This window comes from Sphingobium sp. VMM (genome assembly GCF_056790315.1).
On the sequence record NZ_JBXGSI010000020.1, the window covers coordinates 1 to 15,243 of the forward strand.

17 protein-coding genes are annotated in these 15,243 nt (G+C 65.4%); 7 read left to right on the forward strand and 10 right to left on the reverse strand.

All coding sequences use genetic code 11. The annotated features are described in order from the left end of the window. Positions 1-70 precede the first annotated feature (70 nt). Positions 71-691: a DMP19 family protein gene (locus tag ACUCV3_RS21450; RefSeq protein ID WP_249258574.1), complete on the forward strand. Its 621-nt coding sequence runs from the start codon at positions 71-73 to the stop codon at positions 689-691. Positions 692-884: 193 nt separating this feature from the next. Here the strand turns inward: ACUCV3_RS21450 and ACUCV3_RS21455 are convergent, their stop codons facing one another. The 3 genes from ACUCV3_RS21455 to ACUCV3_RS21465 form a co-directional block, all read right to left on the reverse strand. After that, positions 885-1,223 carry a hypothetical protein gene (locus ACUCV3_RS21455; RefSeq protein WP_279729012.1) on the reverse strand — a complete coding sequence of 113 codons (339 nt, stop codon included), beginning with the start codon at positions 1,221-1,223 and terminating at the stop codon, positions 885-887. Then, positions 1,220-2,413 carry an aromatic ring-hydroxylating oxygenase subunit alpha gene (locus tag ACUCV3_RS21460; protein ID WP_279729013.1) on the reverse strand — a complete coding sequence of 398 codons (1,194 nt, stop codon included), beginning with the start codon at positions 2,411-2,413 and terminating at the stop codon, positions 1,220-1,222. Before ACUCV3_RS21460 ends, ACUCV3_RS21455 begins: the two co-directional genes overlap by 4 nt. A 108-nt stretch (positions 2,414-2,521) precedes the next feature. Beyond that, positions 2,522-3,112, reverse strand: coding sequence for a TetR/AcrR family transcriptional regulator (locus ACUCV3_RS21465; protein WP_279729014.1), 591 nt, complete (start codon positions 3,110-3,112; stop codon positions 2,522-2,524). A 99-nt stretch (positions 3,113-3,211) separates the two neighbouring features. On the opposite strand from ACUCV3_RS21465, the gene def reads away from it, so the two are divergent. Further along, positions 3,212-3,742 carry a peptide deformylase gene (gene def, locus ACUCV3_RS21470; RefSeq protein WP_004210855.1) on the forward strand — a complete coding sequence of 177 codons (531 nt, stop codon included), beginning with the start codon at positions 3,212-3,214 and terminating at the stop codon, positions 3,740-3,742. 85 nt (positions 3,743-3,827) lie between these two features. Here def and phoB read toward each other — a convergent pair whose 3' ends face one another. From phoB to ACUCV3_RS21505, 7 genes are all read right to left on the reverse strand, one after another. Continuing rightward, the gene (gene phoB / locus ACUCV3_RS21475) at positions 3,828-4,526 is read right to left on the reverse strand and encodes a phosphate regulon transcriptional regulator PhoB (protein ID WP_004210860.1); all 699 of its coding nucleotides are present in this window, start codon (positions 4,524-4,526) and stop codon (positions 3,828-3,830) included. A 3-nt stretch (positions 4,527-4,529) separates the two neighbouring features. Beyond that, positions 4,530-5,225, reverse strand: a complete 696-nt coding sequence (gene phoU, locus ACUCV3_RS21480; protein ID WP_004210862.1) for a phosphate signaling complex protein PhoU — start codon at positions 5,223-5,225, stop codon at positions 4,530-4,532. Positions 5,226-5,333: 108 nt separating this feature from the next. Beyond that, complete coding sequence (gene pstB, locus ACUCV3_RS21485; protein ID WP_482241128.1) at positions 5,334-6,122, reverse strand: phosphate ABC transporter ATP-binding protein PstB; 789 nt, start codon at positions 6,120-6,122, stop codon at positions 5,334-5,336. 8 nt (positions 6,123-6,130) lie between these two features. Then, on the reverse strand, positions 6,131-7,375 hold the full coding sequence (pstA, locus tag ACUCV3_RS21490; protein ID WP_010337565.1) for a phosphate ABC transporter permease PstA: 1,245 nt from the start codon (positions 7,373-7,375) through the stop codon (positions 6,131-6,133). Beyond that, on the reverse strand, positions 7,375-8,769 hold the full coding sequence (gene pstC / locus ACUCV3_RS21495; protein ID WP_004210867.1) for a phosphate ABC transporter permease subunit PstC: 1,395 nt from the start codon (positions 8,767-8,769) through the stop codon (positions 7,375-7,377). The genes pstA and pstC overlap by 1 nt, the downstream gene beginning before the upstream one ends. A gap of 7 nt (positions 8,770-8,776) precedes the next feature. Then, positions 8,777-9,832: a substrate-binding domain-containing protein gene (locus ACUCV3_RS21500; protein WP_004210869.1), complete on the reverse strand. Its 1,056-nt coding sequence runs from the start codon at positions 9,830-9,832 to the stop codon at positions 8,777-8,779. A 143-nt stretch (positions 9,833-9,975) separates the two neighbouring features. After that, entirely contained in the window at positions 9,976-11,229 is a 1,254-nt protein-coding gene (locus ACUCV3_RS21505) for an ATP-binding protein (protein WP_159365431.1), read from the reverse strand. A 99-nt stretch (positions 11,230-11,328) separates the two neighbouring features. On the opposite strand from ACUCV3_RS21505, the gene ACUCV3_RS21510 reads away from it, so the two are divergent. The 5 genes from ACUCV3_RS21510 (at position 11,329) to ACUCV3_RS21530 (ending at position 15,242) form a co-directional block, all read left to right on the forward strand. Further along, positions 11,329-11,769, forward strand: coding sequence for a hypothetical protein (locus tag ACUCV3_RS21510; protein WP_169861711.1), 441 nt, complete (start codon positions 11,329-11,331; stop codon positions 11,767-11,769). A gap of 97 nt (positions 11,770-11,866) precedes the next feature. Next, positions 11,867-13,045, forward strand: a complete 1,179-nt coding sequence (locus ACUCV3_RS21515) for a glycosyltransferase (RefSeq protein WP_279729016.1) — start codon at positions 11,867-11,869, stop codon at positions 13,043-13,045. A 66-nt stretch (positions 13,046-13,111) separates the two neighbouring features. After that, the gene (locus ACUCV3_RS21520) at positions 13,112-13,396 is read left to right on the forward strand and encodes an HPr-rel-A system PqqD family peptide chaperone (RefSeq protein ID WP_279729018.1); all 285 of its coding nucleotides are present in this window, start codon (positions 13,112-13,114) and stop codon (positions 13,394-13,396) included. Beyond that, complete coding sequence (locus ACUCV3_RS21525; RefSeq protein WP_482241129.1) at positions 13,393-14,256, forward strand: HprK-related kinase A; 864 nt, start codon at positions 13,393-13,395, stop codon at positions 14,254-14,256. Before ACUCV3_RS21520 ends, ACUCV3_RS21525 begins: the two co-directional genes overlap by 4 nt. Continuing rightward, on the forward strand, positions 14,253-15,242 hold the full coding sequence (locus tag ACUCV3_RS21530) for a nucleotidyltransferase domain-containing protein (protein ID WP_279729020.1): 990 nt from the start codon (positions 14,253-14,255) through the stop codon (positions 15,240-15,242). The genes ACUCV3_RS21525 and ACUCV3_RS21530 overlap by 4 nt, the downstream gene beginning before the upstream one ends. Position 15,243: the final 1 nt, after the last annotated feature.

Sequence of the window (15,243 nt, forward strand, 5' to 3'; positions counted from 1 at the left end):
TTAGATTTTGTCCTGCGTGGGCATGCGTCTAAAACTTGATCTGCCAAGAGTGGGCGGGCAGAAATCGTCCATGAGCAAAATACCCTGTGATAAATGCGGTGCATTGATATTACCCACGACGGCTGAAGCCACCGGCGGCATATGCATGGCATGCAAACAAGGCATAAGGGAAAGTATGGAGGCGTCGCGCGCCTATTATCAAAAACTGAAGGAGTATGACCCTTTCCGCGAGCTTTGGGTATCTCTCGTCAAGCGGAGCGCCGACAATCAAGAACTGGATGGATGGTCAATACAGGAAAAGGTATATTTCTCCGTCTGCCTTATGGAAGGTGATGTTTATAACGGTGGATTCGACCAGTATTTTTATAACAGTTCAGGCAACTATTATCGCCTCGCCTTGAGCGGCCTGGAAGAGATGGGAGCAGAAAACTCGGCCCGACTGCTCAAAGAAGCCGCTCGCACCATGTTTGACACTGATTATCCACCCGACAGCCGATCTGAACGGTGGCGGATTACGAACTCAAAAGTACGCCGCCTCACGGAACTTGTCACCCGCCATCATCGCTCCGCCCGGTTGGAGCGATTGGACAAACAATTTTACGAAGACCCGGACCGTCTCGCGGATCGCTTAAATGCCTTTGCTGAAGGACATGGGCTGGTTGCTCCCTTTATGCAAAACCCAAACGAATGACCGGGCCCACTGCTGTCGCAGCGGGGTCATAGGTGCGCTTCCCTTCCCGTCAGCACATCAGCAGGGGCAGAAAGGTCATCTAATAGGAAAACAAGCGCGCTCGACTAATGACCAAAAATGGTCGTCAGCGGTCAAAACCCGATCCTCGTCATTGCTTGGCTGCACTCGGAATGACGGGGCGGGCCTGCGTCTCTCAGGCGCCTGCCGGGGTCCGGGTAATGCGTATATGCTGGCGCTGGCGGGCGTGGGCGGGTTCCTGGTCGCCCAATATCTCTTCGGTCAGCGAGACATGGGCGAGGGTCAGCATCATGTCCATCAGCCTTTGCTCGGCCGGCGGCAGGGCGTCGATCGGGTAGCGGTCGAGATGGGCGAGGGCGGCGTCGAGCAGGGGCGCGGCCGCCGCGAAGAAGGCGGTGCGGTCGGCGGGGTCGGCATCGCCGCGCCGGGCGGCGCGGGCGATCGATCCGTCGATCGCCCAGCGATCGGCAAAGGGGGCGAGCGCCTCGAAACCAGTGGGAAGGAGCGTGGTCATGCCATTGCCTCCGCCCGCGAGACGGGCCGGGGCGCAGTGCTGGCCAGGTCGGCACGATAAGCCTGCACCCGTTCGTCGACGGCGGTGAAGAGGTGGCGGCACAGCGCCTCCTGCGCCTGGAAATGGATATGTTTGAGCGCGCCGCTGTTGAGGCCGCGCTGCCCCGCCTCGATCACGTCGCGATCCTCGGCATGGATGTCGCGGGCGCTGGCCATGGCATATTCGCGGGCATAGCGGCGGCTGGCGCAGTCATCCTCGCCCTTCCAGTAGAGGCGGATCACGCCGCGCGAGCGGCGCGCGTCGATCGGCCAGACGGTGTGGGAGAAGGGCTGGGCCGGCGATCCGAGGATGAAGAAATTGGGAAAGAGCGCGAGATAGTCCCGGCTGTGCGGGCCGGCGGTGCCGTCGGCCATGGCGAAGCGGGCGGCGCGGCCGAAGGATTGCGCCTGCACCGGCTTGGGCGCGGGATCGGGATTGGTCCAGATCGTCTGGGTGCGGTGGGGGCCGTGAAAGCCCATCTTCACCGGATAGCCGAACGGATTATCCTCGCCCACCGCCGGTGCGCCGGAGCGGGGATGGATGAAGCGGAGATGGTAATTTTCCTGGAAATTGTCGTAGGTCAGCTTCCAGTTGGCGTCGATCTCATAGACATATTCGGAAAAGGTGGTGGCCTGTGCCGCGGGGAAGCCGTCGAGCATCGTTGCATAGGGGCCAAGATCGTCGCGCAGGCCTTTGTCCGGCGTGCCGAGATGGACGAAGATCAGCCCGCCGCAGATGTCGAGCGCGACGCGGGGCAGGGCGCAATCGGCCTTGTCGACGAAGAAGCGATCGAAGTCGGGGGCGGCGAGCAGCGCGCCATCGGTGCCGAACGACCAGCGATGATAGGGGCAGGAGAAGGTGCCGCGCCTGCCGCTTTCCTCCTCGACCAGCTGGGTGCCGCGATGGGTGCAGACATTGTGGAAGGCGCGAATCTCGCCATCGCGGCCGCGCACGATCAGCAGCGACACATTGAGCGCCTCGATCTCGCGGCGGATGAAGCTGCCGCTGTCGGGCAGTTCGCAGACATGGCCGAGCTGCAACCAGGAGCGGCGGAACACCGCTTCCCGTTCCAGGGCGAACCAGGCCGGATCATGATAGGGGGCGGCGGGGATCGGCGCGGTGCCGAGCCAGGCCAGACTGTCGTCGCTCATGCCCTGAAAGCCGGGCCGTTCGCCGTGCATCATCGCTCTCCGCTGTCTGTCTTTTCGCCAGCATGAGCGGGTCAATCTGAATTTGCAACACTATTGTTGTAAATTGTGTCAGTCTTCGGCGATGCCATCCCGGCGCAACACCCGCTGCTGTTCCTGGCGGAAGCGGGCGATGGTGGCTTCGGTGTCGAGATCAGGGGCGACGCGATGGCGAAAGACGCGCGGGCCGATCAGCGCGCTGGTGAGCAGCATCACGCAATAGACTTCGGCGTCGATCGGCTCGTCGGGGAAGGCGGCGGCAAGGCTGGTGCCGATGCCCGAGACAAGGGCATCCCAATGCGGATAGCTGGCGCGGATGTCGCCGGGGGCGATGAAATCCTCGATCCACAGCGACATGATGGCGGGATTGTCGAGCACGAAGCGGGTGACATAGTCGATCCGCGCCTGGCGCGGCAGTTCCGGGCGGAAGGCGGCGACGATCTGTTGCGAGGACCAGAGTTTCACCGCCGCGACCAGGGCGTCACGATCGGTGAAATGATAATAGATGGTGGTGCGGTTGACCCCGGCGGCGCGGGCGAGGGCGGAGAGGGACAGCGCGTCGATGCCGCGATCGGCGATCAGCCCGACCGCCAGTTCGATCAGCATCTGGTGGGTATCCTCGAAGGATTTATAGCGGCGCTGCTGTGCGGTTTCGTCGGTCACGCCCCTTCGCCTAGACCCCGCCGGGCGGGGCGGCAAGCGGCGCGTGGGGCCGCGCCCGTCTCGCTTGAAATTTTCCCCCGTTCCGCCTATGTTTTCGCCATGGCCATTCTTCCGATCCTTGAGGCGCCCGATCCGCGCCTGCGTACCATCTCGACCCCCGTAGAGGCGATCGACGACGATCTGCAGCGTCTGATCGACGACATGTTCGAAACCATGTATGACGCGCCGGGCATCGGCCTGGCCGCGATCCAGGTGGGGGTGCCCAAGCGCATCCTGGTGATGGATCTGCAGGAACCGGAATCGGATGAAGAAGGCGCGCCGCCGGTCAAGAAGCCGATGGTGTTCATCAATCCGGAAATCCTGAAGGAATCGGACGAGCAGTCGGTCTATAATGAAGGCTGTCTGTCGGTGCCCGACCAGTTTGCCGAGGTGGAGCGCCCGGCGGTGATCCGCGCCAGCTGGATGGACCGCGACGGCCGTATTCATGAGGAACAGCTGGAAGGGCTGCTCGCCACCTGTCTGCAGCATGAGATGGACCATCTCGAAGGCGTGCTGTTCATCGACCATCTGTCGCGCCTGAAGCGCGACATGCTGCTCAAGAAGCTGAACAAGGCGCGCCGCGCGGCCTGATCCCGGCTCATTGCCGAAATAGAAAAACCTCCCCGGCACAGCTTGCCGGGGAGGTTTTTTCTTGTCCGCATGTGCGGGGCGACGATCAGTTCAGGCCGTCAGTGTCCAGCGCATAACCGGCCGAGCGGACGGTGCGGATGATGTCGTGGCGGCCATCGACATTGATCGCCTTGCGCAGGCGGCGGATATGGACGTCGACGGTGCGCAGTTCGATGTCGCTGTCCTGGCCCCAGACGCTGTCGAGCAGACGTTCGCGCGAAAAGACCCAGCCGGGATGCTCCAGGAAATGCTTGAGCAGGCGGAATTCGGTGGGGCCGAGCGGGATGACCTGGCCGCCGCGACGGACCTTGTGGCCGACCGTGTCCATCTCGACATCGGCGAAGGTGAGGGTCTCGCCGGCCAGTGCCGGACGCACGCGGCGCAGCACCGCGCCGACGCGGGCGACGAGCTCGCGGGGCGAGAAGGGCTTGGTGACATAATCGTCGGCGCCGGTTTCCAGGCCGCGGACGCGATCCTCTTCCTCGCCGCGCGCGGTCAGCATGATGATCGGCACATTGGCGGTGCCGTTCATGCGGCGCAGGCGACGGCAGACCTCGATCCCCGACAGGCTTTCGACCATCCAGTCGAGCAGCACGATGTCGGGCGTGTTTTCCTGCGCCATCAGCAGCGCTTCCTCGCCATCGACGGTATGGGCGACCTCGAAATCCTCACGCTTGAAATGCCAGATGAGCAGTTCGGCGAGCGCCGCGTCATCCTCCACCAACAGCATCTTCGCCCGCGCCATGCCTCAATTCTCCTGCTGCTGGGTGCCGCCGCGTTCGCGTTCGGGCAGGGTCTGGCCCGTTGCGGCATAATAGACCATTTCCGCGACATTGGTCGCATGGTCGCCGATGCGTTCGATATTCTTGGCGATGAACAGCAGGTGCGCGCACTCGCTGATCGTCTTGGGATTTTCGACCATATAGGTCACCAGCGTGCGGAACACGCTGTCGTAGAAATCGTCGACCACCTGGTCGCGCTCCACCACCGCCAGAGCCAGTTCGGCGTCGCGCGCGGCGAAGGCGTTGAGCACGTCATGCACCATCTCGGCCGCGACCTGGCCCATCGAGGGCAGCAGCGACACCGGTTCCAGCTTGTGCTGGTTGGCGGCGATCAGCGGCACGCGCTTGGCGATATTCTTGGCATAGTCGCCGATCCGCTCGACCACGCTGACGATCTTCAAGGCGGCGATCACGTCGCGCAGATCGTTGGCCATCGGCGCGCGCAAGGCGATGATTTGCACCACCAGCTTCTCGACTTCCGCTTCCAGCGCGTCGATGCGCTTGTCGTCGGCGACGACTTCGGCGGCGAGACGCTGGTCCTGGCGCTGGAGCGCCAGCATCGCATTCTCGATCGCCGCTTCGGCGCGACCGCCCATTTCGGCGATCAGGCCGCGCAGCCGGTCGATTTCCTCGTCAAATGCCTTGATCGTATGTTCAGCCATGTTTCTTCTCTCCGCAGGCATCGATCCTGCAGGGATCGATGCCGGAATCTCAAGTGGCGCGCTTTCCAAGCCGCCAGATGCAAGCATCTGGCTCGAAAGCGCGCGGGATCAGCCGTAGCGACCGGTGATATAGTCCTTGGTCCGCTCCTGGCGCGGGTTGGTGAAGATGTCGCTCGTCACGCCATATTCGACCAGTTCGCCCAGGTGGAAGAAAGCGGTACGCTGCGACACGCGCGCGGCCTGCTGCATGTTGTGGGTGACGATGACGATGCCATAGCGGCCGCGCAGTTCGTGGATCAGTTCCTCGATCTTGGCGGTGGCGATCGGGTCGAGCGCCGAGCAGGGTTCGTCCATCAGGATGACTTCGGGTTCGACCGCGATGGCGCGGCCGATGCACAGACGCTGCTGCTGACCGCCCGACAAAGCGGTGCCGCTGTCATTGAGGCGATCCTTGACCTCGTCCCACAGGCCGGCGCGACGCAGCGACTTTTCGACGATCACGTCCATGTCCGCCTTGCCCGCGGCCAGGCCGTGGATGCGCGGCCCATAGGCGATATTTTCATAGATCGTCTTGGGGAAGGGATTGGGCTTCTGGAACACCATGCCGACCCGCGCACGCAGCTGCACCACGTCCATCGAGGGGGCGTAGATATCTTCGCCGTCGAGCGTGATCGTGCCTTCGACCCGCGCCGAGGCGACGGTGTCGTTCATGCGGTTGAGGGTCCGCAGGAAGGTCGACTTGCCGCAGCCCGACGGGCCGATGAAGGCGGTGACATGGTCCATGTCGACATCGATCGACACGCCCTTGATGGCCTGTTTCTCGCCATAGAAGACCTTGACGTCACGGGCCGTCATCTTCGGATTGGCCACGGCCAGGCTTTGCTGTTCTTCGGTCATGGGTGTCATTACCACCGTTTTTCAAACTTGTTGCGCAGGTAGATGGCGAGGCCGTTCATCGCGAGCAGGAAGGCCAGCAGGACGATGATGGCGGCCGAGGTCTTTTCGACGAAGCCCTTGGAGACTTCATCGGACCAGAGGAAGATCTGCACCGGCAGCACGGTGGCCGGATCGACGATGCCGCCGGGCGGCGTGGCGATGAAGGCACGCATGCCGATCATCAGCAGCGGCGCGGTTTCGCCGAGCGCGCGGGCCATGCCGATGATCGTGCCGGTCAGGATGCCGGGCAGGGCCAGCGGCAGCACATGCTGGAACACGACCTGGACCGGCGAGGCGCCGATGCCGAGCGCGGCGTCGCGGATGCTGGGCGGCACCGACTTGATCGCGTTGCGGCCGGCGATGACGATGACCGGCATGGTCATCAGCGCCAGGGTCATGCCGCCGACCAGCGCGGCCGAGCGGGGCAGGTGCAGCAGGTTGAGGAAGATCGACAGGCCGAGCAGGCCGAAGATGATCGAGGGCACGGCCGCGAGATTGTTGATCGACACTTCGATGATGTCGGTCCACCAGCTCTTGCGGGCATATTCCTCCAGATAGAGCGCCGTGGCGACGCCGATCGGGAAGCTGAGCACCAGCGTCACCAACATGGTCAGCAGCGACCCCTTGAACGCGCCCCAGATGCCGACCTGGGTCGGATCGGTGCCGTCGCTGGCGGTCAGGAAGCCCCAGTTGATGCCGGTGGCGAGCAGGCCGGCCTGACGCAGGCGTGCGACCTGTGCCTCGGCCTCGGGCGATCCCTTGCTCTTGGCGGCGAGGTCGATCGCGGTTGCGGCAGGCACGTCGATCGTCTCGGTGCGGGCGAGGATCTTGGGATCGGCCTTGATCGCGTCGCGGATGGCAATCCAGGCGCTGGGCGAGATCATCGCGTCGGCATCCTTGCCCAATGCCTTTTGCGCGACGGTGCTTGTCACCATCGGCAGATTGGCGTTGGCCAGCGCTTCATCGGTGATGTTGGCCGGATCGAGCAGCAGCGGCGAGGCCGGGAAATCGACTTTGAGGGCGATTTCCGTGCGGGTGAAACCGCGCATGCCATTGCCGACCATGGTGAAGAGCAGGAAGGCGAGGAAGGCGGCGCTGAGCAGCACGGCGGCCATGCCGGCGGCCTTGAAGCGGCGCTCGGCGGCATAGCGCCGTGCGATCCGCTTGCGCATGGCGTCCGACTTCCAGTCGGTGGGGAGGCGTTCGGCGCTCATTATTCGTAAGCCTCGCGATATTTCTTCACGACCCGCAGGGCCACGATGTTGAGCAGCAGGGTGACGATGAACAGCACCAGGCCGAGTGCGAAGGCGGCAAGCGTCTTGGCGCTGTCAAACTCCTGGTCGCCGGTCAGCAACTGGACGATCTGGGTCGTCACGGTGGTCACGCTGGCAAAGGGGTTGAGGGTGAGGTTGGCAGCCAGACCGGCGGCCATCACCACGATCATCGTCTCGCCGATGGCGCGGCTGACGGCGAGCAGCACGCCGCCGACGACGCCGGGCAGGGCGGCGGGGATCAGCACGCGGCTGATCGTCTCGCTGGTGGTGGCGCCCATCGCCAGGCTGCCGTCGCGCATCGACTGCGGCACGGCGGCGATGCTGTCATCGGCCATGGAGGAGACGAACGGGATGATCATCACGCCCATGACGAGGCCGGCGGCCAGCGCGCTTTCCGAAGAGGCGCCATGGATGCCGATCATCACGGCGAAGTCGCGCAGGGCGGGGGCGATGGTGAGCGCGGCGAAATAGCCATAGACGACGGTGGGCACGCCCGCGAGCATCTCCAGCGTCGGCTTCATCCACTTGCGCACCGTGGGGCTGGCATATTGGGTGAGATAGATGGCGCTCATCAGGCCGAGCGGGATGGCGACGATCATGGCGATGATCGCGCCGATGAAGATCGTGCCCCAGAAGAGCGGCACCGCGCCGAACGCATCCTCATTGCCATAGCCCATGGCGGCCGACTGCGGGCTCCATTTGGTGCCGAACAGGAAGTCGATCGGGTTCACCATGGAGAAGAAGCGGAAGCTTTCCCACAAGAGCGAGGCGACGATACCGAGCGTGGTGATGATCGCGATCAGCGAGGCGATCAGCAGCGTCGCCATGACCAGTCGCTCGACCCGTGTGCGGGCGCGGAAGTCCGGACGGACGCGGGTGAAGGCATAGGCGCCGCCGGCAAAGGCGAGCACCAGCGCCAGCACCGCGCCGGCAATGCCATAATGGCTGAGCGCGGTGCGATAGGGTTCGACCAGCGCATTGGCGGCCGGATTGAAGGCGCCGGCCTGCGCGCCGGTGGCGATCGCCCGTGCCTCGCCCAGAATGGCGGAGCGGGAGAAGCCGTCCATCGGCAGGCTCTGCGCCGCCGGGTCGGCCAGAACCGACTGGGTGACGAGGCCGGGCGAGACATTGGCCCAGACCGCCAGGAAGATGCCGGCCGGGATCAGCGTCCACAGCGCGACATACCAGCCATGATAGCCGGGCAGGCTGTGTACCGCGTCGCGGCGGCCGCTGGCGCGCGCCACGCCGGCAAGGCGCAGCGCACGGGCGCGGGCACTGACCCAGGCGATCGCGCCCAGGCCCGCCAGCAGCAGGAGGATTGCAGGACCGGTCATGATGCCCTTACTTCAGCTGCGAACCGTCGAGGACGCTGAGCGACTTGACGATTTCCGCGCTCTTCTTGCGCACGTCTTCCGGCGCCGCGACCATGCCGCGCTTGGTCAGCGCGCCGTCGGGGTTCCAGTTGGCGGCGAAGGTGTCGAGGAAGCCCTGCAGGCCACGGATCGCCTGCATATGCGCCTTCTTCACATAGATGTAGAGCGGGCGGGCGCCGGGATATTGGCCGGTCGAGACGGTCTCGTAGCTGGCTTCGATGCCGTTGATCGGCACGTCCTTCAGCGTGTCCTTATTCTCTTCCAGGAAGCTGTAGCCGAAGACGCCGACGGCGTTCGGGTTGGCGCCCAGCTTCTGGACGATCAGATTGTCATTCTCGCCCGAGTCCACATATTTGCCATCCTCGCGCACGCGGGTGCAGGTGGCCTTGAACTCGTCCTCGCTCTTCTTCTTGAGTTCTTCCATCGCCGGGTCGGTCTCGCAACCCTTGGTCAGGATCAGTTCGGCGAGCGAGTCGCGCGTGCCGCTGGTCGAGGGCGGACCGAAGACGGAGATGGCGATCGCGGGCAGGCTGGGGTCGACATCCTTCCAGGTCTGGGCCTTGTTCGGACCCTTGCCATAGGGATTGGCGGCCAGCGCCTCATAGACGATCTTGGGGGTGAGCTTGAGGCCGGGGCCCTGCTTGCTCTCAGCGAAGGCAAGGCCGTCGACGCCGACCTGAATCTCGATGATGTCCTTCACGCCATTGCTCTGGCACTGATCGAACTCGGCCTTCTTCATGCGGCGCGAGGCGTCGGCAATGTCGGGATGCTGGGCGCCGACGCCGGCGCAGAACAGCTTCATGCCGCCGCCGGTGCCGGTCGATTCGATGATCGGCGACTTCATGCCGGGATTGCCCTGCACGAACAGTTCGGCGACCGCGGTGGCAAAGGGATAGACGGTGGAGGAACCGACCGCGCGGATCTGGTCACGGGTCGCGCCAGCGCCGCCGCCCGACTGGTCGCCGCAGCCGGCAAGCGAAAGAGCGGCCACAGCGGTCGCGGCGAAAAGGGCGAATTGCTTCACGGAAACCTCCAACTAACAGGCCGCGATTCGCAATGTCGCGCCCCTCAGGGAGGCGCCTAGCCGCGGACCATCGCGCCTTTGTGACAGTCAGATTGCATTTTCATGACATAGGGGGCGGATCGCGTCTTCGGCGTGAAATTTTCTTACGCCCTCGTCTTGGTCGCCGTGTCGTCGGCCGGGGCGCCGGGTAGCAAGATGCTGACATTGGTGCCTTTTCCAAGGACGCTGGAAATATCCAGCCGGCCACGATGCCGTTCGACAATATGTTTGACGATGGCCAGGCCCAGACCCGTGCCGCCCATTGCCCGGCTGCGGCCCGAATCGACGCGATAGAATCGTTCGGTCAGGCGAGGGAGGTGATCGGGGCCGATGCCTTCGCCTTCGTCCGCGACCGACAGGCGCACCATGCCGCTGGGCCCTTCGCCCAGGGTGACATGGATCGGCGTGCCGGGGCGGCCATATTTGACCGAATTGCCGACGAGATTGTGGATGAGCTGCGACAGCTGGGCGCGGTCGCCCTGGATCGCGGGCAGGCCGGGGGTGATCTCCATCTCCACCTCGCGGCCGCGATCGCCATTGCTGGTGCGGAACACGCCGACCACTTCGGCGGTCAGTTCCGACAGGTCGACGGCGGCTTCGGGCAGGCGATATTTCTCCGCCTCGATCCGGCTCAATGAGATGAGATCGTCGATCAGCCGCTGCATCCGGCGCGCTTCGCCGTCCATGATCTTGAGGAAGCGCTTGCGGGTTTCGACATCCTTGCCCAGTTCCGGGTCGGCCAGCGTCTCGATGAAGCCCAATATGCCGGCCAGCGGGGTGCGCAGTTCATGGCTGGCATTGGCGACGAAATCGACGCGCATCCGCTCGGCCGCATAGGTGCCGCTATGGTCGACCAGATGGACGAGCCGGCGCATGTCGCCGACCGCCCCGACCGAAGCGATGCGCATCTGCCAGCGCTGTTCGCGCGTGCCCAGGCCCACCAGTTCGATCATCACCGGTTCGGCGAGTGGGGCAACGCTGGCCAGTCGCTCGGCGGCGGCGGGGTGGCGGATCGCGATGCGCGCATCCTCCCCCTCGATATGGCTGCCGAGCAGGCGTTTGGCGGCCTGGTTGGCATGGACGATGCGGCCCCGCTCGACCAGCATCAGCGGATCGGAAATGGCTTCCAGCAGGCCGGGAAAATCGGGATGGGCGAACAGGTCGGGCGCATCGAGCGCGATCGTCGGCACGTCGCGGCCGACCGGCACGCCTTCGGCCGTGATGACCAGCACGATCAGGCCGGCGAGCACCGGCAGGGCGATGGCGAGCGGCGATCCGCCGAGAATCAGGGCACCGCCCGTGCCCAGCAAAAGCACGGCCAGCGAGGCCGTAATCTGAGAAATTGTCAGTCGATTCATGGTTACCGCGCTGGATTCTTCGCGCATTTGCTGCGATGGCTGTGATCAATAGCGCCCAATATTTACGCTTTGGCAAGCGCGATAGCGGAACATTGTGACATGAGCGAGCCCATCCCCGGACCGGAAAGCGTGGAGCCTGAAAAGGCGACGAACGAAGCCGTTGCGCCCGATCTGGCCGTCCCTTCGCGGCGCCAGTTGCTGATGGGCGGCGCGGTCGCGGCATCGGCGATCGTGTCGATCCGCCCGGCGCTGGCCAATACGGCGGCGTCTGTTCTCAACTGCACCATTCCGGTTCCCGATCCGTCGCGCTCGGGCAATTATATCGCGCCCAATGGCCAGATGGTGCCGGCGGGGACGCCGGGCGCCTATCCGGCGAGCGGGCGCACCTATACCGGCGAGCAGGTCAAGCAGGCGCTGCGCGGTCGGCCGCTGCCCGGCACCAGCTATGAGCAGAACCAGGCCTATCTGAATTATATCCGTCGGTTGCAGTCGGGACAGAGCGGCTTCACCTGTTTTGCATCGCTGCAAATGCCGCGTTAAGCCCCAAAGCCGGGTTGAACTGAAAGAACCGATTACGGGTCGCCCGCGTTGACGGCGTCGAAGCATCGACAGTTCCGTCGAGCGCAAGGGCGACACCATGTTCCATGCACGCCAGGTGGCGGCACATTCTCCATTCGCGGTCGTCTATCTCTATCGCCCCGGTGACGGGGGGCTTGACCGGGTCGCGATCCAGCTTGCCAACCATCTCCATCGGCGCGGCCTGCGGGTCGAATTGTGGCTGGCGCATCTGGACGGGCCGCTGGCCGGGATGATCGACCCGGCGCTGACGGTGCGCCGTGTCTGTGCGCCGCGCTGGGCCCGGCGGCTGTCGATGATCGCGCAATTCTTGCCGCTGGCCGCGATGGTGCGGCGCCATCGGCCCGATGTCGTCTATTCGGCCGGCAACCAGAGCAACATGCTGGTCGCCGCCGCGACGCTGGGCACCCAGACCCGTGCGGTTGGCCGCATTTCCAACCCGATCGTCCGGCCGGGGCAGCAGGGCCTGTCCGCCTGGGCGCGCAAGACCCGGTTTCGCGCGATTGCCAGGGCCTGCAGCATGACCATCGTCATGGGCGAGACCGATCGGCAATTGCTGGCCGAGGAAGGGGCGTTGGGCGGTCGCGACGTGCGGCTGATGCCGCGTCCCACCGTCACCCGGCTGATGGAACAGGCCTGCAACGATCGCGGCACCGCCTGTTGCCCGCAGCGCCCGGCGCAATTGCTGATGGTCGGACGGCTGGCGCCTCAGAAGGATCAGGCGACCGCGCTTGCCGCGCTGGCGCAATTGCGGGGCCGCGACTGGCGGCTGCGCATCGTCGGGCAGGGACCGCTGCGCGCGCAGTTGGAAGCGCAATGCGCGCGGCTGGGCCTGTCGGACCGGGTCGAGTTTCTGGGCTTCGTCGATTGTCCGCACCGCATGGCCAGCCTGTTTGCCGAGGCGGACCTGCTGTTGCAGCCGTCCTGCTGGGAAGGGCTGGCCGGCACGATGATCGAGGCGCTGGGCTGTGGCGCGGGCGTGGTGGCGACCGATTGCACCCGCAATATCCATCCGCTGCTGGCCGCCGCCGGCCAGCATCCGCCGGTGCCGGTCGGCCATGTCGATGGCTTTGCCCGTGCGATCGAATGGGCGCTAACCCATCCCGCGCCGCCCGAGCAGTTGGCGCAGGCGGTGCGCGAACATGGGCTGGACCGGGCGCTCGACACCTATATGCGCGCGCTGATGACGGTCGGCGCGCGCGAGCTTCCGGTCGGCGTTGCGCTGCAGGCCTTTCCCTGATGCGTTAGGCACTTGGCTACCCTTTTGGCTTTAGGGCAAGAGGGGAGCCATGGAGGTGCCGGACGCGTGGTCAGGGAAGATCTTTATCGTCGCGAAGGGGCGGAGGCGATCATCGTCCGGCCGCTGGATGATATCGTCCTGCTCTATCATCGTCCGTCGGGCCAGACCCATATGGTGATCAGCCCGGTACCCGAGATATTGGAGGCCATGGTCGACGGCCTGCCGGCGAGCGCGACGATGCTGCGCGATCGGCTGGCCCTGCTCTATGATCTGGGCGAGGGCGATGTGGTGGGCGAGATTGGCCAGCATCTCGCCTATCTCGACCGGATCGGGCTGGTGCGGCCGGCATGAGGCACAGCCTGACCCTGCGCATCGGCCCGGCGACCTTCCGCATCGGTTCCGCCTGGGCGCAGCCGATCGACCAGTTGAAGCACCTCTATGCCGATTATCCTGACGTCGGTGGCGCGATCGCCGATTTCACCGTGCGGTTGCAGCCGACCAGCGCGCTCCGGCGCTGGGTGCGACCGTCCATCTTCATCACCGGCGACCATGGCCTGGCCGACGCCGCGCCGATGAGCCTGGCCCATGGGCTACTGGCGGCGGAGATGGGGATGAACCTGCAGATGGCGCTGGGCTGGCGCCGGCATCTGCTGCTCCACGCGTCGAGCGTCGAGAAGGACGGGCGGGTGCTGGTAATGACCGGCGAGTCCGGATCGGGCAAGTCGACGCTGGCGGCGCAACTGGGCGAGCGCGGCTGGCGTCTGATGGGCGACGAGTTTGCGCTGCTCGATCTCGACAGCGGGGCGATCCTGCCCTTTCCTCGGCTGGTGTCGCTCAAGAACAAGGCGATCGAGGTGATCGCGGCTGAGGTGCCGGGCGCGCGCATGGGGCCGCTGCTGGGGACGACGGCCAAGGGTGACATCCGCCATATGGTGCCGCGCGCCGATGCCGTGGCGCGGATGGGCGAGGGCGGGATGCCGGCGCTATTGCTGTTCCCCCGCTTCGGTTCGGGGCCGGCGGAACGGCCGGTTGGCCAGGGAGAGGTGTTCATGCGCCTGACCCAGGCGTCGACCAATTATGTCGCGCTGGGTGAACCGGCCTTTGCTGCGCTGACGCGCTTCGTGGCGCAGGTGCCAGCGCGGGCGATCGACTTCCCGTCGGGGGATGCGGCGATCGCCATGGTCGATAGGCTGTGGAGCGAGATCGCATGAGCGCGGCGCTGCTGGTCAGGGCCTTGCGCGATCCCGCGACGGTGGTGGGGCTGGATGCGGCCGGCTGGAACAGCCTGATCGCGATGGCGCGGGCGGAGCGGCTGATCGGCACGCTCGCCTTCCGGCTGGAGGGGCAGGCCGTGCCCGATGCGGTGCGGCCGATCCTGACGGACGCGAAGGCGGATGCGGCACGGGAGGCGCGGCAGGCGATATGGGAGGCGGACCGCGCGCGGGCGGCACTCGCGCCGATCGGCCTGCCGGTGATCCTGCTCAAGGGCACGGCCTATGCGGCGGCGGGCCTGGCGGCGAGGCAGGGGCGCTTCATCGGCGATCTCGACATATTGGTGCCGCGCGACCGGATCGATGCGGCGGCCGATGCGCTGATCGCGGCCGGCTGGGAATGGGTCAAGGAAGACCCGTATGACGACGCCTATTATCGGCAGTGGATGCATGAGCTGCCGCCGATGATCCACACCGAGCGCGACCGGATGATCGACGTGCATCATACCGTGCTGCCGCTGACCGCGCGGCAGACGCCGGATGCCGCCGCGATGATGGCGGACGCGGTGCTGATAACCGACGGATTATATATGCTGTGCGCGGAGGACCGGGTCTGCCATGCGGTCGCCCATCTGCTGGCGGACGGCGATTTGCAGGGCGGCCTGCGCAACCTGTGGGATATTCACTGCCTGCTGGCCGATATTGATCCCCAAGCGTTAGAAGCGCGGGCGGCCCGGCATGGGATACTTCCCCATGTGCGGCAGGCGCAGCGGTTGGCGGCGGCGATCTATGGCGCGGGCGCGCGGCTGACCCTGTGGGACCGGCTGGTACGGGCGCGGTTGCTGGCGCGCAACGGCTGGGGGCAGGAGACGCGCAAAGCGCTGGTCTTCGCCTTCTTCGTGCGGTCTCACTGGCTGCGCATGCCGCCCCTGATGCTGGCGCGCCATCTGTTCACCAAATGGCGCAAGGGGCATCGGCCGCAATAGG